The sequence below is a fragment of the Stenotrophomonas lactitubi genome, from assembly GCF_002803515.1.
Classification (GTDB): domain Bacteria; phylum Pseudomonadota; class Gammaproteobacteria; order Xanthomonadales; family Xanthomonadaceae; genus Stenotrophomonas; species Stenotrophomonas lactitubi.
The window spans coordinates 1,648,333-1,668,542 of the sequence record NZ_PHQX01000001.1; the positions used below are offsets into that span (position 1 = coordinate 1,648,333).

Annotated in this window: 19 protein-coding genes; 9 read left to right on the plus strand and 10 right to left on the minus strand. The window is 67.1% G+C overall.

Annotation, left to right across the window (positions count from 1 at the left end; translation table 11 throughout):
- Positions 1 to 36 precede the first annotated feature (36 nt).
- On the plus strand, positions 37 to 735 hold the full coding sequence (locus CR156_RS07895) for an MliC family protein (protein ID WP_100552428.1): 699 nt from the start codon (positions 37 to 39) through the stop codon (positions 733 to 735).
- A 72-nt stretch (positions 736 to 807) separates the two neighbouring features.
- Here the strand turns inward: CR156_RS07895 and CR156_RS07900 are convergent, their stop codons facing one another.
- The 7 genes from CR156_RS07900 to CR156_RS07930 form a co-directional block, all read right to left on the minus strand.
- A complete protein-coding gene (locus CR156_RS07900; RefSeq protein WP_100554110.1) occupies positions 808 to 1,356 on the minus strand; it encodes a hypothetical protein in 549 nt (182 codons plus the stop codon).
- On the minus strand, positions 1,346 to 1,912 hold the full coding sequence (yeiP, locus tag CR156_RS07905) for an elongation factor P-like protein YeiP (protein WP_089240894.1): 567 nt from the start codon (positions 1,910 to 1,912) through the stop codon (positions 1,346 to 1,348). The genes CR156_RS07900 and yeiP overlap by 11 nt, the downstream gene beginning before the upstream one ends.
- Before the next feature lie 49 nt (positions 1,913 to 1,961).
- Complete coding sequence (locus CR156_RS07910) at positions 1,962 to 2,732, minus strand: SDR family NAD(P)-dependent oxidoreductase (protein WP_100552429.1); 771 nt, start codon at positions 2,730 to 2,732, stop codon at positions 1,962 to 1,964.
- A 79-nt stretch (positions 2,733 to 2,811) separates the two neighbouring features.
- Positions 2,812 to 5,385: a sensor domain-containing protein gene (locus tag CR156_RS07915; protein WP_100552430.1), complete on the minus strand. Its 2,574-nt coding sequence runs from the start codon at positions 5,383 to 5,385 to the stop codon at positions 2,812 to 2,814.
- Positions 5,382 to 6,275 (minus strand): hydroxymethylglutaryl-CoA lyase, encoded by an 894-nt coding sequence (locus tag CR156_RS07920; RefSeq protein ID WP_100552431.1) that lies wholly within the window; start codon positions 6,273 to 6,275, stop codon positions 5,382 to 5,384. Before CR156_RS07920 ends, CR156_RS07915 begins: the two co-directional genes overlap by 4 nt.
- Before the next feature lie 171 nt (positions 6,276 to 6,446).
- Positions 6,447 to 6,833 carry a VOC family protein gene (locus tag CR156_RS07925; protein ID WP_100552432.1) on the minus strand — a complete coding sequence of 129 codons (387 nt, stop codon included), beginning with the start codon at positions 6,831 to 6,833 and terminating at the stop codon, positions 6,447 to 6,449.
- Position 6,834: 1 nt separating this feature from the next.
- Complete coding sequence (locus CR156_RS07930; protein ID WP_089240904.1) at positions 6,835 to 7,623, minus strand: enoyl-CoA hydratase-related protein; 789 nt, start codon at positions 7,621 to 7,623, stop codon at positions 6,835 to 6,837.
- A 119-nt stretch (positions 7,624 to 7,742) separates the two neighbouring features.
- On the opposite strand from CR156_RS07930, the gene CR156_RS07935 reads away from it, so the two are divergent.
- Genes CR156_RS07935 through CR156_RS07945 form a run of 3 tightly spaced genes read left to right on the plus strand, consistent with a single transcriptional unit; the run spans position 7,743 to position 10,110 of the window.
- Positions 7,743 to 7,997 carry a FeoA family protein gene (locus CR156_RS07935; protein WP_100552433.1) on the plus strand — a complete coding sequence of 85 codons (255 nt, stop codon included), beginning with the start codon at positions 7,743 to 7,745 and terminating at the stop codon, positions 7,995 to 7,997.
- Positions 7,994 to 9,856: a ferrous iron transport protein B gene (gene feoB, locus CR156_RS07940; protein ID WP_089240908.1), complete on the plus strand. Its 1,863-nt coding sequence runs from the start codon at positions 7,994 to 7,996 to the stop codon at positions 9,854 to 9,856. Before CR156_RS07935 ends, feoB begins: the two co-directional genes overlap by 4 nt.
- Positions 9,856 to 10,110, plus strand: a complete 255-nt coding sequence (locus CR156_RS07945) for a DUF6587 family protein (RefSeq protein WP_089240910.1) — start codon at positions 9,856 to 9,858, stop codon at positions 10,108 to 10,110. Before feoB ends, CR156_RS07945 begins: the two co-directional genes overlap by 1 nt.
- Positions 10,111 to 10,212: 102 nt before the next feature.
- Here the strand turns inward: CR156_RS07945 and CR156_RS07950 are convergent, their stop codons facing one another.
- Complete coding sequence (locus CR156_RS07950) at positions 10,213 to 10,974, minus strand: 3-oxoacyl-ACP reductase (RefSeq protein ID WP_100554111.1); 762 nt, start codon at positions 10,972 to 10,974, stop codon at positions 10,213 to 10,215.
- Between the two features lie 88 nt (positions 10,975 to 11,062).
- On the opposite strand from CR156_RS07950, the gene dapB reads away from it, so the two are divergent.
- From dapB to CR156_RS07975, 5 genes are all read left to right on the plus strand, one after another.
- Positions 11,063 to 11,794, plus strand: coding sequence for a 4-hydroxy-tetrahydrodipicolinate reductase (gene dapB / locus CR156_RS07955; RefSeq protein WP_100552434.1), 732 nt, complete (start codon positions 11,063 to 11,065; stop codon positions 11,792 to 11,794).
- A 327-nt stretch (positions 11,795 to 12,121) separates the two neighbouring features.
- Positions 12,122 to 13,252 carry a glutamine-hydrolyzing carbamoyl-phosphate synthase small subunit gene (gene carA, locus CR156_RS07960; RefSeq protein ID WP_089240920.1) on the plus strand — a complete coding sequence of 377 codons (1,131 nt, stop codon included), beginning with the start codon at positions 12,122 to 12,124 and terminating at the stop codon, positions 13,250 to 13,252.
- Between the two features lie 149 nt (positions 13,253 to 13,401).
- Positions 13,402 to 16,644: a carbamoyl-phosphate synthase large subunit gene (gene carB, locus CR156_RS07965; RefSeq protein WP_100552435.1), complete on the plus strand. Its 3,243-nt coding sequence runs from the start codon at positions 13,402 to 13,404 to the stop codon at positions 16,642 to 16,644.
- Between the two features lie 8 nt (positions 16,645 to 16,652).
- A complete protein-coding gene (gene greA, locus CR156_RS07970; protein WP_176022519.1) occupies positions 16,653 to 17,117 on the plus strand; it encodes a transcription elongation factor GreA in 465 nt (154 codons plus the stop codon).
- Positions 17,118 to 17,120: 3 nt separating this feature from the next.
- Positions 17,121 to 18,041 carry a phosphoglycerate mutase gene (locus CR156_RS07975; protein WP_100552436.1) on the plus strand — a complete coding sequence of 307 codons (921 nt, stop codon included), beginning with the start codon at positions 17,121 to 17,123 and terminating at the stop codon, positions 18,039 to 18,041.
- Positions 18,042 to 18,079: 38 nt separating this feature from the next.
- On the opposite strand, the gene CR156_RS07980 is transcribed toward CR156_RS07975, so the two are convergent.
- On the minus strand, positions 18,080 to 19,138 hold the full coding sequence (locus tag CR156_RS07980; RefSeq protein ID WP_100552437.1) for a DUF1176 domain-containing protein: 1,059 nt from the start codon (positions 19,136 to 19,138) through the stop codon (positions 18,080 to 18,082).
- The gene (locus CR156_RS07985) at positions 19,139 to 20,182 is read right to left on the minus strand and encodes a DUF1176 domain-containing protein (protein ID WP_100552438.1); all 1,044 of its coding nucleotides are present in this window, start codon (positions 20,180 to 20,182) and stop codon (positions 19,139 to 19,141) included.
- Between the last annotated feature and the right edge of the window lie 28 nt (positions 20,183 to 20,210).

Sequence of the window (20,210 nt, forward strand, 5' to 3'; positions counted from 1 at the left end):
TCCAAGGTCTCTGTAGTTTCGACAAGGAGTCGAGCCATGCGTGTAGTTTCCAGTCTGTTGGCTGCCTCCCTCGGCCTTGCGCTGAGCGCCTGTCAGCCGGCGCAGACGCCGGCCGCCAGTGGCGCAGGCGATGCGGTCGCAACGCCGGCACCGGCACCTGTGGCTGCCGCTGTTGATGGCGGCGGCAACGAAACCCTCTATCGCTGCGGCGACCTCGATGTGCGCGCGACCTTCAACGGTGAGGACGCAGCGACGGTTGTGATCGGCGGGCGCAGTTTCGCGATGTCCTCCGAACGCGCGGCCTCCGGTGCGAAGTATGCCGACGGCAAGGGCAACAGCTTCTGGACCCGCGGCAGCGATGAAGCGCTGCTCAGCCTGAAGGGCGAAGCGGATCGTGAGTGTGCAGCGGTGGAAGCGACCGAGGGCGATGGCAGTGCCGGCAACGCGGCGTTCCGTGCCACTGGCAACGAGCCGGGTTGGCTGGCCGTCGTCGATGGTGATGCACCGGGCCTGCAGGTGGACGTCGACTACGGCGAGCGCCGCTTCGCGGTCGCCAAGCCGACCGAGGGCGCAGACGGTTGGGTTGGCAAGGCGGCCGACGGCACCGACATCAAGCTGAGCTTCCAGCGCACCACCTGCCAGGACGACATGAGCGGTGAAGCGTTCGAAGCCAAGGCCATGCTGACCGTGGGCACGCGCCAGTACCACGGCTGCGGCAACTTCGGCGGCAAGTAAGAAAAAGGGGACGGAGGGGATTAAGTCGTTTGTGCCATGAACGACTTAATCCCCTCCGTCCCCTTTTTTGCTTCAGCCCTCGCAGGGCTTGATGTCCAGCTCAAACGCAAGGTCGTAGCGACCATTGATGCCGATCAGTGCTTTGCGGATCGCGCAGTCGTTCTGGTGGCGGGCCACCAGGTCGGCGAAGATCTTCTCGCGACCCTCGCAGTACGTCGCGCTGGCCTCTTCGAGTTCCCGACGGCGCTCGTCGTCGTAGGGCTCTTCGCCGGCGAAATGCTGGCAGGTGTTTTCGCGCGCGAGAAACGCCTGCACGTCGTCGGGCATCTGACAGTAGATGCGTATGTCTTCGATGTCGTACACGTCGTTGGAGACCGCACAGCCAGCGGCAGCACGGGCCTGTTCCAGTTCCTCGTAACTCGAGGGCAGGCTGGTAGCGGAGGGCTCCTCGGCGGGTTCCTGCAGGGCCGCGGGCGACGCCGCTGCCGGTGCGATGGGAGCCACCGGATCGATCGCTACGGCCTCTGGCGTGGCACCACCTGCACCGTTGTCCGCTGCCTGCGGCGAGCACGCCGCAAGCAGGGACAGGCAGGCGATCAGCGCAGCGCGGTTAATCGGCACGGCCAGCAAATTCGCCGGTGCTGGTATTCACCAGCACACGCTCACCGTTGACGATGTATTCCGGCACCATGATTTCGATGCCGGTGTTGAGCTTGGCCGGCTTCGGGCGCTTGGTGGCGGTGCCACCCTTCAGTTCCGGTGGGGTCTCGACCACTTCCAGCACCACCGAGGCCGGCAACTGGATCGCCACCGGCAGGTCGTCGATCACCTGCACGTAGATGCCGGTCAGGCCGTCGGTGATGTAACCAGCGTCATCGCCGATCACGTCCGCGTCCAGGGTGTAGGGGGTGTAGTCCTCGTCGTCCAGGAACACGAACGCATCGCCGTCCTTGTACGAGTAGGTGGACTGGCGGCGCAGCAGTTCGACTTCGACCAGGTTGTCGTCGGCATCGAAGCTGGCATCGAGCTTGTTGCCGCCCGGCACGCTGTACATGATGAAGCGGAAGCGGACGTTGCCGCCGCGACCCTGCGGCGAGCTGCGCTCGATGTCGCGGATCTGGTAGACGCCGTTGTTGAACTCGACGACGTTGCCCTTCTTGATGTCGTTGGCTTTCATGATGATGTTGGTCGTTGGGGGAGGGCGCCGTCCCGGCGCCCGGGGGGAATCACTTCGGAGCGAGCCGGGTGGCGCCGTCCAGGCGGATGGTCTCGCCGTTGATATAGGTGTTGCCGAGGATGTGGCCGACCAGGCTGGCGAAGTCTTCCGGCTTGCCCAGGCGCGACGGGAACGGGATCGACGCGGCCAGCGATTCCTGCACGGCTTCGGGCATGCCATCGACCATCGGCGTCCAGAACACGCCCGGCGCGATGGTGTTGACGCGGATGCCGACGCGCGACAGCTCGCGGGCCATCGGCAGGGTCATCGCCACCACGCCGCCCTTGGAGGCGGAGTAGGCGGCCTGGCCGATCTGCCCTTCGTAGGCGGCAACGCTGGCGGTGTTGATGATGACGCCGCGCTCGCCGTCCACGCCGGCCTCGTTGTGCTGCATGCGGTTGGCCGCGGCCTTGGCGACATTGAAGCTGCCGACCAGGTTGACCATCACCGTGCCCTGGAACCCGGCCAGCGGCATCGGGCCTTCCTTGCCCAGCACGCGGCCAGCGCCGAGGATGCCGGCGCAGTTCATGGCGACATTCAGGCCGCCGAGGAAATCGCTGGCCTGGTCGATGGCGGCCGACACGGACGCTTCATCACTGACGTTGACATTGAAATAGCGGGCGTTGTCCTGCCCCAGCCCGGCAACAGCCGCCGCGCCCTTGGCGTCGTTGAGGTCGAACAGGGCGACCTTGCCGCCCTGGGCAACCAGGTGCTGGGCCACGGCCAGGCCGAGGCCGGAGACGCCGCCAGTGATCACGGCACGTACGGAAGACAGCTGCATTGCACGGTCCTGCAGGTTCAAGAACCGCCGATTCTAACGGAAGCGGCGGCAGCCGCCGTTGTGCACTGCGCCGCCGGCCTCAGCCCAGTTCGCGGGCGCGGCGCAGGCGGCGCTCGAAGTCCGCGGCGGGCAGGCCGTGGGCGAACAGGAAGCCCTGGCCGACGGTCACCCCCAGGTCGAGCAGGCATTGCCGTTGCGCCTCGGTTTCCACGCCTTCGGCGACCACGCCCAGGCCGAGACTGCGGGCAATCGCGCACACCGCCTCGCACACCGCCACATCCGAGCGGTTGCGGGGAATGCCTTCAACGAACAACTGGCTCAGTTTCAGCCCATGGATGGGCAGCCGGCGCAGGTAGTTCAGCGCGCTGTAGCCTTCGCCGAAGTCGTCGATGGTCAGCATCACCCCCATCTCGCGCAGGCGGGCGAAAGTGCGCAGGGTGTCCGGCGCATCTTCGATCAGCACCCGCTCGGTGAACTCCAGCTCCAGCACGCTGCCGGGCAGGCCGAACTCGTCCAGCACCTGCCGCACCCAGCGGGCAAGATCCTCACCGACGAACTGCCGCCAGGACACGTTGACCGCCACCCGCACCAGGCCGAGCCCGTCGTCCTGCCATTGCCGGACCTGCCGGCAGGCTTCGCGCAACGCCCATTGACCGATGCGCACGATGTCGCCGGTGTGCTCGGCGTGGCGGATGAACAGGTCCGGCCGCATCTGCCCCAACTGGGTGTTGTGCCAGCGCATCAACGCCTCGCAGGCGATGGTGGCGCCGCTGCGCAGGTTGACCTGTGGCTGGTAGACCAGGTGGAACTCGTCGCCATCGAGCGCCTTGTGCAGCCGGCTCTCGATCTGCAGGCGGTCATGCTGGCGCTGTGCCAGTTCCGGGGAGAACACCTGCCAGCCGTTGCGGGTGCGTCGCTTGCACTCGTACATCGCCGTGTCGGCGTTCTGGATCAGCTGCTGCGGCCGGTTGCCATCGCGCGGTGCACGGGCGATGCCGATGCTGGCGGTGACCGGGAACTCGTCGCTGCCCAGCTGGAACGGCGCCGAAAAGGCCGCAGTGATGCGCTCGGCCAGTTGTTCGGCCTGGTCCGGCTGGTCGCGCAGGTCACAGATCACCAGGAACTCGTCGCCGCCAAAGCGTGCAAGCAGGCCTTCGGTGCCGATTGCGGTGGCGATGCGCCGGGTCGCTTCGATCAACAGTTCATCACCGGCGTTGTGGCCGAGCAGGTCGTTGACCACCTTGAAACGGTCCAGGTCGATGTACAGCACGGCCACGCGGTCGTGGCTGGGGCTGTCCATGCGCACGCCCAGGTCGCTCAGCACCGCATCGCGGTTCATGATGCCGGTCAGCGGGTCGGTGCGGGCCTGCACGCGCAGGGTTTCCTCGGCCTGCTTGCGCTCGGTGATGTCCTGCACGGTGCCGGTGATGCGCGCAGCATCGACATCGCCGGCCGAGACCTCGCCGATCATCCGGATCCAGAACGAGTGGCCATCGCGGCGCTGGCCCTGCAGCTCCAGGCCGAAGCTGCTGCGGTGTTCGATGGTGTCGGCCAGCGCCTGCTGCAGGGCGGCGCGGTCGTCGCTGCGCAGGCAGTCCAGCAGGTCCGGCATGTCTTCCAGGTCGGCTGGCTGGCCGACGATGCGCCGCGCCTCATCGGTGAGGTACAGGCGCTGCAGGCCGCGATCCCACTCCCAGCCGCCGATGTGGGCCAGTGACTGCGCGCGCGCGAACAGGGTGTTGTTGCGCTTCAGTTCGGTGATGTCACTGAACATCGCATAGACATGGTCGGCCTGGTCGCAGCCATTGCCGAACACCGGCACGTTGGTGGTGGACAACCACAGCATGCGTCCGCGCGGGCGGTGGTACAGGCCGATGATGGTGCTGCGGATCATCCGCCCGGCCTGGAAGCAGCGGCTGGTCGGCCACTGTGACTGGGTCAGCGGATGGCCGTGTTCGTCGACGATGATCCAGGCTTCGGGATCGAGCATCGAATTCAAGCCCACGCCACCACCGGTGAGGCCGAGGATGCGGTGCGCTGCGGGATTGGCGGACAGAACGCGCAGATCACGGTCGAACAGGATCACGCCCTTGTCGATCGATTCCATCAACAGGCGATAGCGCGACTCGGCGCGCCAGCGCCCGCTCAGGTCGCGGGCGACGGCGACGATGCAGGGTTGGCCGCGGTCCTGGAAGCCGGCCGAGTGCACCTCCACCGGAAAGCGGCTGCCATCACCGCGCATGTTGGTCACTTCGATGACGTAGGTGTCGCCGCGGTTCAGCGCTTCCCACACCGGTTGCAGATGGTCGCTGGGCAGGTCGGGATTGAGCAGTTCAATCGGCTGGCCGACGATGTCCTCGCGCGGGCGGTCGTAGGCGACGATGCCGGCGCGGTTGACGTCCAGCACCACGCCTTCGGCGCTGAGGATGCTGACCGGGTCGGGCACGGCGTCGAACAACGCGGCATAGCGTGCCTGGGTATCCAGTTCGCGTTGCTGTGCACCGGCCAGCGCCTGCCGTGCCTGGCGCAGCAGCCTGGCCTGGGCCGGCGGCGGCGAAGCAGCCAGCGCGGCGTCCAGAGCGGCCAGCGCGTCGTCGGTTGCGGCGGAAGCATCGCCGATGGCCGGACGGTCGCGCGGGCCGCTGTCGTTCATGTCGCCGCCAGCGCCTGCCCGACGCGGCTGGCGGTAGCGCGGCCGAGCAACCCGGCCAGCCAGCGGCCGGTCTCGGCCAGCGAAGGCAGGTCGACGCCGCACTCCAGGCCAAGGCCCTGCAGCAGGTACACCACGTCCTCGCTGGCCACGTTGCCGCTGGCGCCCTTGGCGTACGGGCAGCCGCCGGCACCGGACACGGCGCTGTCGACCACGCGCACGCCTTCTTCCAGGCAGGCCGCGATGTTGGCGATGGCCTGGCCGTAGGTATCGTGGAAGTGCACGGCCAATGCGCTCATCGGGATCTCGGCAGCCACCGCCTGCAGCATCGCGCGGGCCTTGCGCGGCGTACCGACGCCGATGGTGTCGCCCAGCGAGATTTCGTAACACCCCATTTGATGCAGGGCACGGGCCACACGCACAACGTCGGCCAGCGGCACCTCGCCCTGGTACGGGCAGCCGAGCACAGTGGAGACGTAGCCACGCACGCGCACACCATCAGCCGCCGCACGTCGCAGGATCGGCTCGAAACGGGCCAGCGATTCATCGATGCCGGCGTTGGTGTTGGTGCGGTTGAAGGCTTCCGATGCAGCGGTGAACACCGCGACTTCCTGCACGCCGACGGCGCGCGCACGGTCGTAGCCCTGTTCGTTCGGCACCAGTACCGGATAGGCGATGCCCGGGCGGCGCTGGATGCCGGCATAGACCTCGGCCGCGTCGGCCAGCTGCGGGACCCAGCGCGGGCTGACGAAGCTGGTCGCCTCGATGGTGCGCAGGCCGGTGGCCGACAGGCGATCGATCAGGGCGATCTTGTCGGCGGTGGCCACGGCCTGCTTTTCGTTCTGCAGCCCATCGCGGGGGCCGACTTCGACGATGCGGACGAAATCGCTCATCGCAGCACCCCTACGGCAGGCGAGGCGGGACGGGCAGGGCGGATGGGATCGACTGGGGTCACGGCGGTTCCTGGGAAACGGGGGCGGCCCGGTCTTCGCCAGGCTGCCAGATGAGATACGCAGGCGGGTCGCACAAGCGGCCACGCCTGCGCCTGGTTGTGGCGGAAGGGCCTACCCGGGCAGGTGGCAGACCGCCTCGATGTTGTTGCCATCGGGGTCGATCACGAAGGCGGCGTAATAGTCCGGGTGGTACCACGGGCGCAGGCCGGGCGCTCCGTTGTCGCGGCCACCTGCGGCCAGGGCGGCGGCGTGGAAGGCATCAACCTGGGCGCGTTCGCCGCAGACGAAGGCCACGTGCACACCCTGGCTGAGGGGCGCCGCATTGCCCAGCCAGAAGAACGGCTTGCCGTGGTTGCCGAAACCCACGTGGTCGTGGGCGCCGGTCTGTTCGGCACTGACCTCCATCACCAGGCCGATCTGCAACGGTGCCAGCGCCTGCAGGAAGAAGGCCTTGCTGCGCGGCAGGTCGCCGCTGCTCAAACCGATATGGTCCAGCATGTCAGGCCTCCGTGACCCAGTGCGGCGCGCGCTTGTCGAGGAACGCGCCCAGGCCTTCCTGGCCTTCGGCCGACACCCGCAGGCGGGCGATCAGGGCGGCATTGTCACGGTCCAGGCTGTCGCGATCATCGGCGTCGCGCACCTGCCGGACCAGCAGCTTGGCCGACGCCGAGGCGATCGGCCCGGCTTTGTCGAGCAGGGCCAGCTGCCGCTGTACCGCTTCGTCCAGGCGTTCGGGCTCCACCAGATGGTGGATCAGGCCGATACGCAGGGCGGTGTCGGCGTCGAAGTGCTCGCCGGTGGCGAACCAGCGACGGGCCTGGCGGCTGCCGATGGCCTCGATCACATAGGGCGAGATCACCGCCGGCAACAGGCCCAGACGGCTTTCGGTCAGGCCGAAGCGCGCAGCGGTGGTGGCAATGGCGATATCGCAGCAGGCCACCAGGCCCACCCCGCCACCGAAGGCGGCGCCGTGGACCCGGGCCAGGGTCGGCTTGGGCAGCTCGTCCAGGGTGCGCATCAGCCGCGCCAGGGCCAGGGCGTCCTCGCGGTTGTCGGCCTCGCTGGCCGTGGCCATGCCGCGCATCCACTGCATGTCGGCACCGGCGGAGAAGGAGGCGCCGTGGCCGGCCACCACCACCGTGCGCACCGTGTCATCGCGGCCGGCCGCTTCCAGGGCCGCGGTCAGCCGGGCGATCAGGCCGGCATCAAAGGCGTTGTGCAGCTCCGGCCGGTTCAGCCAGAGGGTCAGGACAGCGCCATTGCGCTCGATCTGCAAAGCATCGTTCATGGGATTCCGGGGTTGCTCCATACCTGTATGGATCATAGCGGGCCATTGGTCATGGGCCATGACGCGACGCGGGAATGTTAGAATCGAGAACCATTTACATCCAGCAGAGAACACGCTAGATGACGCTGTCCGAACTGCCCCTGCACACCTCGGCCGTGGTCGATTCCGTGCAGGACCTGCATGCCAACGATGCCATCGCCCGGCGCCTGCGCGAGCTGGGCTTCGTCAAGGGTGAGGAAGTGCGCCTGGTGGCGCGGGGGCCGGTCGGCGGCGAGCCGCTGCTGGTGCAGGTCGGGTTCACCCGTTTCGCGCTGCGTATCAGTGAGGCACGGCGCGTGGTCATCGACCCGGCCACCCAGGAGCGACGCGCATGAGCGCCACCGCAACCACCGCCCCGCTGCGCATCGCGCTGGTCGGCAATCCCAACAGCGGCAAGACCGCCCTGTTCAACCAGCTGACCGGCAGCCGGCAGAAGGTCGCCAATTACACCGGCGTCACCGTCGAGCGCAAGGAAGGCCGCCTGCGTGCGCCGTCCGGCCGCGAGTTCGCGGTGCTTGACCTGCCGGGCGCCTACAGCCTGCATCCGGCCAGCCTCGACGAGGCGATCACCCGCGACCTGTGCCGGGGCTTCTACCCGGGTGAGGCCGCGCCGGACGTTCTTCTGTGCGTGATCGACGCCACCAACCTGCGTCTGCACCTGCGTTTCGCGCTGGAACTGCGTGAGCTGGGCAAGCCGATGATCATCGCCCTGAACATGGTCGACGCTGCGCAGCGACGCGGCATCCAGATCGATGTTGCCGCGCTGGAACGTGAGATCGGTGTGCCGGTGGTGGAAACCGTGGCGGTGCGCAAGCAGGGCGCGCGTGCGCTGGTGGAACGCCTGGACACGATGGTGCCGCACCTGGATGCGCCGCTGGCCGGTGTTGAGAGTGGCGCGGACTACCACGCGCAGGTGCGCGCGATCCTGGCCGCAGCCGTGCGCATGCCGGCGCGGACCGCGAAGATCGACGACACGCTCGACCGCTGGCTGCTGCATCCGGTGTTCGGCCTGATCACCCTGGTCGTGGTGATGTTCCTGATCTTCCAGGCGGTGTTCGCCTGGGCGACGCCGCTGATGGATGGCATCGAGGCCGGCTTTGCCTGGCTGGGTGAACTGGCCGCCAGCGTGTTGCCGGCAGGGCCGCTGACCAGCCTGCTGACCGACGGCATCATCGCCGGCCTGGGTGGCGTGGTGGTGTTCCTGCCGCAGATCCTGATCCTGTTCGCCTTCATCCTGGCACTGGAGGAGTCCGGTTACCTGCCGCGCGCTGCGTTCCTGCTGGATCGCATGATGGCGGCGGCGGGCTTGTCCGGTCGTTCGTTCATCCCGCTGCTGTCCAGCTTCGCCTGCGCGGTGCCGGGCATCATGGCCACCCGCAGCATCCAGGACCCGCGTGACCGCCTGGCCACGATCCTGGTGGCACCGCTGATGACCTGCTCGGCGCGCCTGCCGGTTTATGCCCTGCTGATCGGCGCGTTCATCCCCGCCGGCAAGATCGGCATCTTCAACCAGCAGGGCCTGGTGCTGTTTGGCCTGTACGTGGCCGGCATCCTCAGCGCGCTGGTGATGTCGTGGGTGATGAAGAAGTGGCGCCGCGACAAGAGCGAGCACCCGCTGATGCTGGAGCTGCCGTCGTACCGCATTCCGCACCCGCGCGACCTCGCCGTCGGCCTGTACGAGCGCGGCATGATCTTCCTCCGGCGCGTCGGCGGCATCATCCTGGCGCTGACCATCCTGCTGTGGTTCCTGCTGTCGTTCCCGGGCGCACCCGCCGATGCGACGATGCCGGCCATCGACTACAGCTATGCCGGCCAGATCGGCCATGCGATGACCGCGATCTTCGCGCCGCTGGGCTTCAACTGGCAGATCTGCATCGCGCTGATTCCGGGCCTTGCCGCGCGCGAAGTAGCGGTATCGTCGCTGGCGACGGTGTATGCGCTGTCGGCAGCCGATGACGATGCGGCGATCTCCGCACTGTCGCCGGTGGTGGCTGATGGCTGGTCGCTGGCCACCGGCCTGGCCCTGCTGGTGTGGTTCATCTACGCGCCGATGTGCATTTCGACGCTGGCCACCATCAAGCGCGAGACCAACTCGTGGAAGACGATGGGCTTCTCGGCGTTCTACCTGTTTGCTGCGGCCTATGTCGCGGCGCTGATCACCTACCAGGTGACCGTGGCGCTGGGGGGCGGCTGATGGACGCCGGCCTGCTGATCCAGTACCTGATCATCGCGGTGGCCGTGCTGGTCAGTGCCTGGGTGGTGCTGAAGAAGCAGGCGCCCGGCACCGTGCGCAAGCTGCGTGGCGCACTGGCACTGGCGCTGCTGAAGCCGGGCCGCGCGGCCTGGTTGCAGGCGCTGGGCCGGAAGATCGCGCCGCCGGCCACTGGCGGTGGCGGCGCGTGTGGCGGCTGTGACAGCTGCGGACCGACGCCGCCGAAGCAGCACTGAGCCTGCCTTTTCCGCTTTGGTGGATGCGAAGCTTGGTGTTTTGGTGGGTGCGAACCTTGGTTCGCACACCCTTGATCTTCATCCACGCATGGCGTGGATCTACTAGTCCCTGACCAGTCCGCCATCCACCACCAGATTCTGGCCGGTCACCGCGCGCGACCACGGGCTGGCGAAGAACAGCACGGCGTCGGCGAACTCGGCCGGGGTGGTGACGCTGCGCAGCGGCGTGTTGGCGGCAATGTAGTCGAATACGGCTTCCGGCGTGGCGGCGCTGGCGTCGGTCGTGCGCAGCAGGCCGCCGGACAGCATGTTGACGGTGATGCCGTGCGGGCCGAGGTCGCCGGCCAGGGTGCGGGTGAGCGACAGCAGCGCGGCCTTGGCGGCGGTGTAGTCGTGGTAGGGCACCACCGGGTTCTGGAACAGGTTGGTGCCGATGTTGATGACCCGGCCGAAGCGCCGCGCCTGCATGCCGGGCAGGGCGGCCTGCACGGTGTTGATGGCGCCGCGCACGCTGCCTTCGAACTGCGCCTGGAAGGCCGGCCAGGCGATGTCGGCGGCGCTGTCGCGGGCATCGCCATTGAACGAGAACGCGGCCAGCGCGTTGTTGACCACGGTGGTCACGCCCTGGCCGAAGTGCGCCAGGGCGTGCTGTAGCAGGTTGTCGACCTGGGCGCGGTCGGTGACGTCGGCCTGCAGGGCGATGGCCTGGCCGCCCAGTTCACTGGCCAGAGCGCGTGCGGCCGCTTCGCTGCGGTGATAGTTGATGACAACCCGCGCGCCCTGCGCGGCGAAGGCGCGGGCGATGTGCTGGCCGAGGCCGCGACCGGCGCCGGTGACCAGTACCAGCTGTTCGCTGATCTGCATGATGGTCAGGCAATCCATGGCAAAAGGGCACGCAGCGTAGCAGCGACAGTGCTTGCCGGACCATGTGTGCTGCCGCTAGCCTGCGTGCATGAACCAGACTCCCCTGCGATTGCTTATTCACGGCGCCTCCGGGCGCATGGGCCAGGCCCTGTTGCGGTTGGCCGCCGAACACCCTGATTCCCTGCAGATCGTCGCTGCGGTGACCGGCCGCGCGCCGGCCCAGCGGGTGATCGATGGTGTGCCGTTCTTCGCCGCCAGCGAGTTGCCGGGGGCGCCGGTGTTCGACGTGGCGATCGATTTCAGCCTGCCGGAGGGCTTCGATGCACTGCTGGCACTGTGCGTGGAGCGCGGCGCAGGCCTGGTGTCGGGCACCACCGGCATTTCCACTGCGCAGCGCCAGGCGCTGGAGGCGGCGGCGGTGAAGATCCCGCTGGTGTGGGCGTCGAACTTCAGCCTGGGCGTGGCGGTACTGGACGAGCTGGTGGAGCGTGCGGCGCAGGCGCTGGCCGGCTGGAACTGCGACATCGTCGAATCGCACCATACGCAGAAGAAGGACGCTCCCTCGGGCACGGCGCTGACCCTGGGCGCTGCGGCGCAGCGCGGCGGGGCTGAGCCGCAGTACGCCAGCCTGCGCGCCGGTGACATCGTCGGCGAGCACCTGGTGCAGTTCACCGGCCTGGGCGAGCGCATCGAGCTGGTGCACCGGGCCACCAACCGCGACATCTTCGCCCGCGGGGCGCTGTTTGCCGCGCGCCAGCTGCATGGCCGGGCGGCGGGCAGCTACCGGGTGCGGGACCTGCTGGACGGTCCGAACGTATGAACTGGACGGGGTCGGATCCCTTTCCGGCGGAAAGGGTTCTGACCCCATCTGTGGGCGCCCGGGGTCAGAGCCTTTCCCGTTCGGGAAAGGATCCGACCCCGCCCTGCGGCCTGCATACGCCCCCGGATTGAAATGAATGCGCAATCGCCTGTTCATGAATGGCGATAACCGCTGGCGCGCGCGCCCCGGCACCGCTACAATTCGCACTCGCCGAATCACGAAAGCCGGACCGGTCCCAGACCGTACGTCCGCGCTTTTTTGCAACCGGATTTCCGTGAAGCGCAGGCGTGACTTCGGCACCCCCTCGGTAGCCAAAGTGAGAATTCCGTGACCCAAGCCGCAATCCTCGTCCTCGAAGACGGCACCGTATTCGAGGGCGAATCCGTAGGCGCGCCCGGCCTGTCCGTCGGTGAGGTGGTGTTCAACACCGCCATGACCGGCTACCAGGAAGTGTTGACCGACCCGTCCTACGCCCGGCAGATGGTCACGCTGACCTATCCGCACATTGGCAACACCGGCATGACCGACCAGGACAATGAAGCGTCCAAGGTGTGGTCGGCCGGCCTGATCGTGCGCGACGTACCGCGCCGCCCGAGCAACTGGCGCAGCCAGGTGTCGCTGCAGGACTGGCTGATCCAGCGTGGCGTGGTCGCCATCGCCGGCATCGACACCCGCAAGCTGACCCGCATCCTGCGCGAGAAGGGCGCCCAGAATGGCGCGCTGATGGCCGGCGACGGCATCGATGTGGAAAAGGCACTGGAAGCGGCCCGCAAGTTCCCGGGTCTGAAGGGCATGGATCTGGCCAAGGTCGTGACTACCGACAAGACCTACGTCTGGACCGAGGGCCAGCTGGACCTGGATGCCAATGCCTTCGTCAGCGTGCCGGCCAAGTACAAGGTCGTGGCGTACGACTTCGGCGTGAAGACCAACATCCTGCGCATGCTGGCCGAGCGAGGCTGCGAGGTCACCGTGGTGCCGGCGCAGACCCCGGCTGCTGAAGTGCTGGCGCTGAAGCCGGACGGCGTGTTCCTGTCCAACGGCCCGGGTGACCCGGAGCCGTGCGATTACGCGATCGCCGCGATCAAGACCTTCATCGACGTGAAGATCCCGACCTTCGGCATCTGCCTGGGCCATCAGCTGCTGGGCCTGGCCTCGGGCGCGAAGACCATCAAGATGGGCCATGGCCACCACGGTGCGAACCACCCGGTGCAGGACCTGGACAGCGGCCGGGTGATGATCACCTCGCAGAACCACGGCTTTGCAGTGGATGAAGCGACCCTGCCGGCCACCCTGCGGGTGACCCACCGTTCGCTGTTCGACGGCACCAACCAGGGCATTGCCCGCACCGACGTGCCGGCCTTCTCGTTCCAGGGCCATCCGGAAGCGTCACCGGGCCCGACCGATGTGGGCCCGTTGTTCGACCGTTTCGTGGCGCTGATGGAACAGGCCAAGGCGTGATCAGTACGCCGCCGGTTCGCCGGTGGCGTCGCGATGGACCGTAAGCCTCCGCATCGCGGCTGCCCCTGGCGCGGCGCTGCGGATCAAGATTCCTGATCGACAGCGTGCGATCACCCCCCTTGTCACGCTGTACTGACTTAGAGAAGAAAATGCCCAAGCGCACTGACCTCAAGACCATCCTCATCATCGGTGCCGGCCCGATCGTCATCGGCCAGGCCTGTGAGTTCGATTACTCCGGCGCCCAGGCCTGCAAGGCCCTGCGTGACGAGGGCTACCGCGTGGTGCTGGTCAACAGCAACCCGGCCACGATCATGACCGACCCGGAGATGGCCGACGCCGTCTACATCGAGCCGATCAACTGGCAGACGGTCGAGAAGATCATCGCCAAGGAAAAGCCTGATGCGCTGCTGCCGACGATGGGTGGCCAGACCGCGCTGAACTGCGCGCTGGACCTGGCCGACAACGGCGTGCTGGAGAAGTACAACGTCGAGCTGATCGGTGCCAAGCGCGCAGCGATCATGATGGCCGAAGACCGCGAACTGTTCCGCGTGGCGATGGGCGAGATCGGCCTGGAGTGCCCGACCGCCGCCGTTGCCCACACCCTGGACGAAGCGCTGGAGATCCAGACCCGCGTCGGCTATCCGACCATCATCCGCCCCAGCTTCACCCTGGGCGGCAGTGGCGGCGGCATCGCCTACAACCGCGAAGAGCTGATCGAGATCGTCAACCGCGGCCTGGAACTGTCGCCGACCTCCGAAGTGCTGGTCGAAGAGTCGGTGCTGGGCTGGAAGGAATTCGAGATGGAAGTGGTCCGCGATACGGCGGACAACTGCATCATCGTCTGCTCGATCGAGAACCTGGACCCGATGGGCGTGCACACCGGTGACTCGATCACCGTGGCTCCGGCGCAGACCCTGACCGACAAGGAATACCAGCGCCTGCGCGATGCCTCCATCGCCGTGCTGCGCAAGATCGGCGTGGATACCGGTGGTTCGAACGTGCAGTTCGGCATCAACCCGGACACCGGCCGCGTGGTGGTGATCGAGATGAACCCGCGCGTGTCGCGTTCCTCGGCGCTGGCCTCCAAGGCCACCGGTTTTCCGATCGCCAAGGTCGCCGCCAAGCTGGCCGTGGGCTACACCCTGGACGAACTGAAGAACGAGATCACCGGCGGCCTGACCCCGGCCTCGTTCGAGCCGTCCATCGACTACGTCGTCACCAAGATTCCGCGCTTCGCATTCGAGAAGTTCCCGGCCGCCGATGCACGCCTGACCACCCAGATGAAGTCGGTGGGCGAGGTGATGGCGATGGGCCGCACCTTCCAGGAGTCGATGCAGAAGGCCCTGCGTGGCCTGGAAACCGGCAAGGTCGGCTTCGACCCGACCGGCCTGGACCTGACCAGTGAAGATGATCTGCAGACCCTGCGTCGTGAGCTGAAGGCACCGGGTCCGGAACGCCTGTTCTTCGTGGGCGATGCGTTCCGCGCCGGCATGAGCGTGGAGGACATCTTCAAGCTGTCCTACATCGATCCGTGGTTCCTGGACCAGATCGAAGAAATCATCGCCGCCGAGACCCAGGTCGCGGCCGATGGCATCGACGCACTGGATGCAGCGCGCCTGCGCAAGCTCAAGCGCGCCGGCTTCTCCGACGCCCGCCTGGCCCAGCTGACCGGCACCAACGAAGCGGCCGTGCGTGCGCTGCGTCGGGCGCACAAGGTGCGTCCGGTGTACAAGCGCGTGGACTCCTGCGCAGGTGAATTCTCCACCGGCACCGCCTACCTGTACTCGACCTACGAGGACGAGTGCGAAGCCGCGCCGAGCAACCGCGACAAGATCATGATCCTCGGCGGTGGCCCGAACCGCATCGGCCAGGGCATCGAGTTCGACTACTGCTGCGTGCACGCGGCACTGGCGCTGCGCGAGGATGGCTATGAAACCATCATGGTCAACTGCAACCCGGAAACCGTGTCGACCGACTACGACACCTCCGACCGCCTGTACTTCGAACCGCTGACCCTGGAAGACGTGCTGGAAATCGTCGAGCTGGAGCAGCCCAAGGGCGTGATCGTGCAGTACGGCGGCCAGACCCCGCTGAAGCTGGCACGCGCGCTGGAAGCCAACGGCGTGCCGGTGATCGGCACCAGCCCGGACTCGATCGACCTGGCCGAAGACCGCGAGCGCTTCCAGCAGCTGGTGGAAAAGCTGGGCCTGAAGCAGCCGCCGAACCGCATCGCCCGCAACGACCAGGAAGCCCTGCTGCTGGCGCGCGAGATCGGCTACCCGCTGGTGGTGCGCCCGAGCTACGTGCTGGGTGGCCGCGCGATGGAAATCGTCTACGGCGAATCCGACCTGGCCCGCTACGTGCGTGACGCGGTGAAGGTGTCCAACGATTCGCCGGTGCTGCTGGACCGCTTCCTCGACAACGCCGTCGAGTGCGACGTGGACATCATCGCCGACGCCCAGGGCAACGTCCTGATCGGTGGCGTGATGGAGCACATCGAAGAGGCCGGTGTGCACTCGGGCGATTCCTCCTGCTCGCTGCCGCCGTACTCGCTGTCGGCTGAAACCCAGGCAGAACTGCGTCGCCAGGTGGTCGAACTGGCCAAGGCCCTGAACGTGGTGGGCCTGATGAACACCCAGTTCGCGATCCAGACCGACGAGGAAGGCAACGACACCATCTTCCTGCTGGAAGTGAACCCGCGTGCCTCGCGCACCGTGCCGTTCGTGTCCAAGGCCACCGGCATGCCGCTGGCCAAGATCGCGGCCCGCTGCATGGCGGGCAAGACCCTGGAAGAGCAGGGCGCCACCAAGGAAATCGTGCCGGACTACTACTCGGTGAAGGAAGCGATCTTCCCGTTCGCCAAGTTCCAGGGCGTCGACCCGATCCTTGGGCCGGAGATGCGCTCCACCGGTGAGGTGATGGGCGTGGGCCGCAGCTTCAACGCCGCCTTCGCGCGTGCGCAGGAAGCCGGCGGCATCAAGGCACCGCCGGTGGGCAAGGCCTTCGTGTCGGTGCGAGACCCGGACAAGAAGCGCGTGTTGCCGGTGGCCAAGGCCCTGCTGGCACGTGGCTACAGCCTGGTCGCCACCCGTGGCACCGCAGCGTGGCTGCAGCAGCACGGCATGGATTGCGAGATCATCAACAAGGTGGTCGAGGGTCGCCCGCACATCGTCGATTCGATCAAGAACGGCGAGATCGTCTATATCGTCAACACGACCGAAGGCCGTGCCGCGATCAACGACTCGTTCTCGATCCGCCGCGAGGCGCTGCAGCACCGCGTCACCTATTCGACCACCATTGCCGGTGCCAAGGCGCTGGTGGATTCACTGGAATTCCGCGGTACCGGCCCGGTCTGGTCGCTGCAGGAACTGCACAAGGAGTTGAACGCATGAGAGCACCCATCACGATGAAGGGCGCGCAGCGACTGCGCGATGAGCTGGATCACCTGAAGTCGGTCAAGCGCCCGAAGGTGATCGCTGCGATCGCCGAAGCGCGCGAGCATGGCGACCTGAAGGAGAATGCCGAGTACCACGCCGCGCGCGAGGAACAGGGCTTCATCGAAGGCCGAATCAAGCAGTTGGAAGGCGAGCTGTCGCACGCCGAGATCATCGACGTGAGCAAGCTCAATGCAGGCTCCAAGGTGGTGTTCGGCGCCAGCGTGACCCTGGCCGACGTGGAATCGGACGAAGAGAAGAAGTACCAGATCGTTGGCGATCTGGAGGCGGACATCAAACTGGGCCTGATCGCCATTTCCTCGCCGGTTGCCCGCGCGATGATCGGCAAGCTGGAAGGTGACTCGATCGTGATCGATGCGCCGGCCGGCCAGCGCGAGTACGAGATCGTCAGCGTCAGCTACCAGGACTGATCCGTGGCGACGGCGACCCTGCTGTTGCCGGCACGCAGCCGCTTTGCGGTGGCTGCATTGCCGGATGATGTGGCGCGTGCCCTGGGCCGCGCCACCACCTCGCAGGGCGACGCCGGTGAACGGGCGCAGCTGCTGCGTCACTTCACGGTCGCCGCGCCGCACTGGCCGGTGGCCGCGTTGACCCGCCAGCGTGACGTCGGCGATGCCGCCGGCGCCTGCTGGCTGCGTGCAGATCCGGCCTGCATGGTGCCGGACATGCATGGCGCACGGATGATGGGCCATGGCGAAACGCTGCGGCCCAGCCTGGCCGATACGTTGGCCCTGCTGCCTGTGTTGCAGCCGCTGTTTGCGGATGCAGGCTTCGTGCTGGATGCACCCGATCCTTCGCGTTGGTACCTGCGGCTGCCGATCGGTACCGAACTGCCGGAGTTCGACGGTCCGGACGAGGTGCTGGGTGATGATCTGTTCTCGCACCTGCCACCGGGCGAGGCGGGCCGCCGCTGGCGCGCATTGATGACCGAAGCACAGGTGCTGCTGCATACCCATTCGTGGAACCAGCAGCGCGCTGCACAGGGGCAGCAGCCGATCAATTCGCTGTGGTTCTGGGGCGGTGGCGTGATGCCGGTATCGGTGGCCACGCCACATGCGCAGGTGCGAAGCCGCGATGCGCTGCTGCAGGGTCTGGCCCAGGCCGCAGGCGTAGCGGTGGATGGCGAGCAATCGGTCGATGCACTGGTTGATCTGCGCCAGCTGCGCTCGTTGCAGCAGCTGGGCAATGATGCGATCCGCCCGCTGTTGGCCGCGCTCAAGCGTGGTGAACTGCAGCGTCTGGTACTGGATTTCGAGGACGGCCTGCAGTTCCAGCTGGACAAGGGCCAGCGCTGGCAGTTCTGGAAGAAGCCTCGGCAACTGCACGACGGTTGAGGCAAGGCGGTAGCGCCGGGCCATGCCCGGCGGATGTGCTATTGAACATCGGTGACGTAGGTCGGCAGCTGCCAGTGCCTGCGGCTCGGGCCGGTGCAGTAGTGACCGACAAACTCCGCGCTCAGGCTCAGACGGGTTCCATCCCACGCCCAATGCCGGCTCGTACCGCAGGCATCCGTACCGGCCACGAACCCTTCTTCAAGGAACACGGCGTGCGGGTAGAGCGGAAACAGCGTGGTCCGGGCGATCAGCGTGGGTGCGAAGGGGGGACGGTCGCGGATCAGCCAGGTGCCCGCTGACACGATGTGGTGGTCGGTTGCACAGCTCAACAGGGCAAGGACATGGGTAGCATCCACCCGTTCGATGCGTAGTTGGCGCGACGACATCTGTTCGCAGGCGTTCCGCGCGGCGGCCACCGGCTGCAGTTGCTGAAGCAGGTCTGTCCGCTCAGCCAGCTGCCCATCGTCGTCATGTGCTTCGACCAGCAGGGGCGGCGCCTTCAGTGGTGGCGCGGCTACCGCGGCCGGCACCTTCGATTCCGGCTGTGCGCCCTTGCGCGCCAGTGCGCCTGGGGTGTCCAACCGACCCTGTGCTTCGTCCATCTTCAGCAGCAACGTGCGGATGCCACGATCCGACAGCGGCCAGGCGTGACCCGAGGCATCGCTCATCTCGATGCGTTTGCCATTCACCAGTGCATCGATCATCGCTGCCACGTAGCGGGAGGGTAGTTCCAGGCCAAGGTCGAGCGCTTCGCTGTGGCCGATGTCACCGATGTCCCTTCCGTCCACGCGCAGTCGCAATGCCCCTTCGGGTGCCACCGCCACAGGGGTACGAGGCGCGTCCTCGGCGCCCTCGGCCATTGACAGCCGTGCGGTGACCGCGGTCTGCGGCCCGCCGACACGTTCGAGCAGCACGCTCAGCATCAGCGGTGCCAGCGGGCCGTAGGCTGCCAGCCGGCAGGTGCGGGTGTTGTCGCAGGCCATCACGCCGTCGCCCTCGACGAACGATGTGCCGAGCGATTCAGTGGCCGAGGCAATCGGCGCCAGAGTGAGGGAGGCCAGCAGCAGGGGTGTCCGCAATAGTGAGAATGCACGCATTCAACGAACCTCGCTGATCAGCGTCGGCAGGGTCCAGTGTCCGCCCGGCATGCCACGACACAGACCGGTGCTGAAAGCGCTGGCGGGCTGGAATCCGCGGCCGTCCCATGCCCAGTCCGAGCCGGAAACACAGTCGCCGATGCCGCGGCCCTTGTAGCGTGCGTACAGCGTGCGCTCGACGCGCGAGAAGCCCTCAGCCTCCAGCGTAACCGTCTGCGGGGCGAATGGTGGCTGGTCGCGCGCGATCCAGAAGCCATTGCTGTAGTTGTACGCACCCATCTGGCACAGCGCCTGCACCAGCACATGGCGCTCGTCCAGCCGCTCGATCACCATTTCCGGGGTTCCCTTGTACTCGATCAGGCGCGGGCAGTCGTCGCTGTCGCCGAGCGTGGCAATCAACGCGTCGCGCAGCGCTTCGCTGCTGCCCAATGCGCTGTCTTCGGAGCGTGGGGCCGTCAGTGCCGCGCTCACGATCACAGGCTTGACGCGCGCAGCCGGCACGCTCGCTTCGGCACGCGTGCCACGCCGTACCAGGGCGCCGGGCGTGCCCACGCGCCCTTGTGCCTCGTCCATTTTCAACAGCACTGCAGCGGCACCACGATCGGAAATCGGCCAGCGCGTGCCCCTGCTGTCGATCACCTCGATGCGGGCCTGGCGGGGCAGGGCGGCCAGCAGGGCTGCAACCTGCGCTGGTCGCAGCGTCACTGCGTCGTCGGGCCCGGTGTCCTGCACGGGACCCAGATCGCGTCCGTTCACCTGCAGGCGCATCGATCCTTCAGGCATTGTGCTTTCGCCATCCTCACCGACCCGCAGCCGCGCCTTCACTGCCGTGCCGGGGCCGCCGGCACGTTCCAGCATCAGGCCCAGCAGGCTGTCAGCCTGTTCCGGGCCATAGCCGGCGGCACGGCAGGTGCCGGTGTTGTCGCAGGCCAGGAACCAGTCGTGGTGCACGAACTCGATACCGGGTTCCAACGGTGTGTTTCCAGCGTCGGAAACAAGTGGCAGCAGGAGGCTGGCCAGCAGTACGGACAGCGGGCGGTACATGGCGAATTCCGTTTCAGAAGCGAACAAG

Coding starts and splice junctions, on each gene's coding strand:
- CR156_RS07895 (WP_100552428.1), top strand. CDS start 37: ATGCGTGTAGTTTCCAGTCTGTTGGCTGCCTCCCTCGGCCTTGCGCTG.
- carB (WP_100552435.1), top strand. CDS start 13,402: ATGCCCAAGCGCACTGACCTCAAGACCATCCTCATCATCGGTGCCGGC.
- feoB (WP_089240908.1), top strand. CDS start 7,994: ATGAGCGCCACCGCAACCACCGCCCCGCTGCGCATCGCGCTGGTCGGC.
- CR156_RS07910 (WP_100552429.1), bottom strand. CDS start 2,732: ATGCAGCTGTCTTCCGTACGTGCCGTGATCACTGGCGGCGTCTCCGGC.
- CR156_RS07920 (WP_100552431.1), bottom strand. CDS start 6,275: ATGAGCGATTTCGTCCGCATCGTCGAAGTCGGCCCCCGCGATGGGCTG.
- yeiP (WP_089240894.1), bottom strand. CDS start 1,912: ATGAAAGCCAACGACATCAAGAAGGGCAACGTCGTCGAGTTCAACAAC.
- CR156_RS07925 (WP_100552432.1), bottom strand. CDS start 6,833: ATGCTGGACCATATCGGTTTGAGCAGCGGCGACCTGCCGCGCAGCAAG.
- CR156_RS07985 (WP_100552438.1), bottom strand. CDS start 20,182: ATGTACCGCCCGCTGTCCGTACTGCTGGCCAGCCTCCTGCTGCCACTT.
- CR156_RS07945 (WP_089240910.1), top strand. CDS start 9,856: ATGGACGCCGGCCTGCTGATCCAGTACCTGATCATCGCGGTGGCCGTG.
- CR156_RS07950 (WP_100554111.1), bottom strand. CDS start 10,974: ATGCAGATCAGCGAACAGCTGGTACTGGTCACCGGCGCCGGTCGCGGC.
- CR156_RS07930 (WP_089240904.1), bottom strand. CDS start 7,623: ATGAACGATGCTTTGCAGATCGAGCGCAATGGCGCTGTCCTGACCCTC.
- dapB (WP_100552434.1), top strand. CDS start 11,063: ATGAACCAGACTCCCCTGCGATTGCTTATTCACGGCGCCTCCGGGCGC.
- CR156_RS07935 (WP_100552433.1), top strand. CDS start 7,743: ATGACGCTGTCCGAACTGCCCCTGCACACCTCGGCCGTGGTCGATTCC.
- CR156_RS07980 (WP_100552437.1), bottom strand. CDS start 19,138: ATGCGTGCATTCTCACTATTGCGGACACCCCTGCTGCTGGCCTCCCTC.
- CR156_RS07915 (WP_100552430.1), bottom strand. CDS start 5,385: ATGAACGACAGCGGCCCGCGCGACCGTCCGGCCATCGGCGATGCTTCC.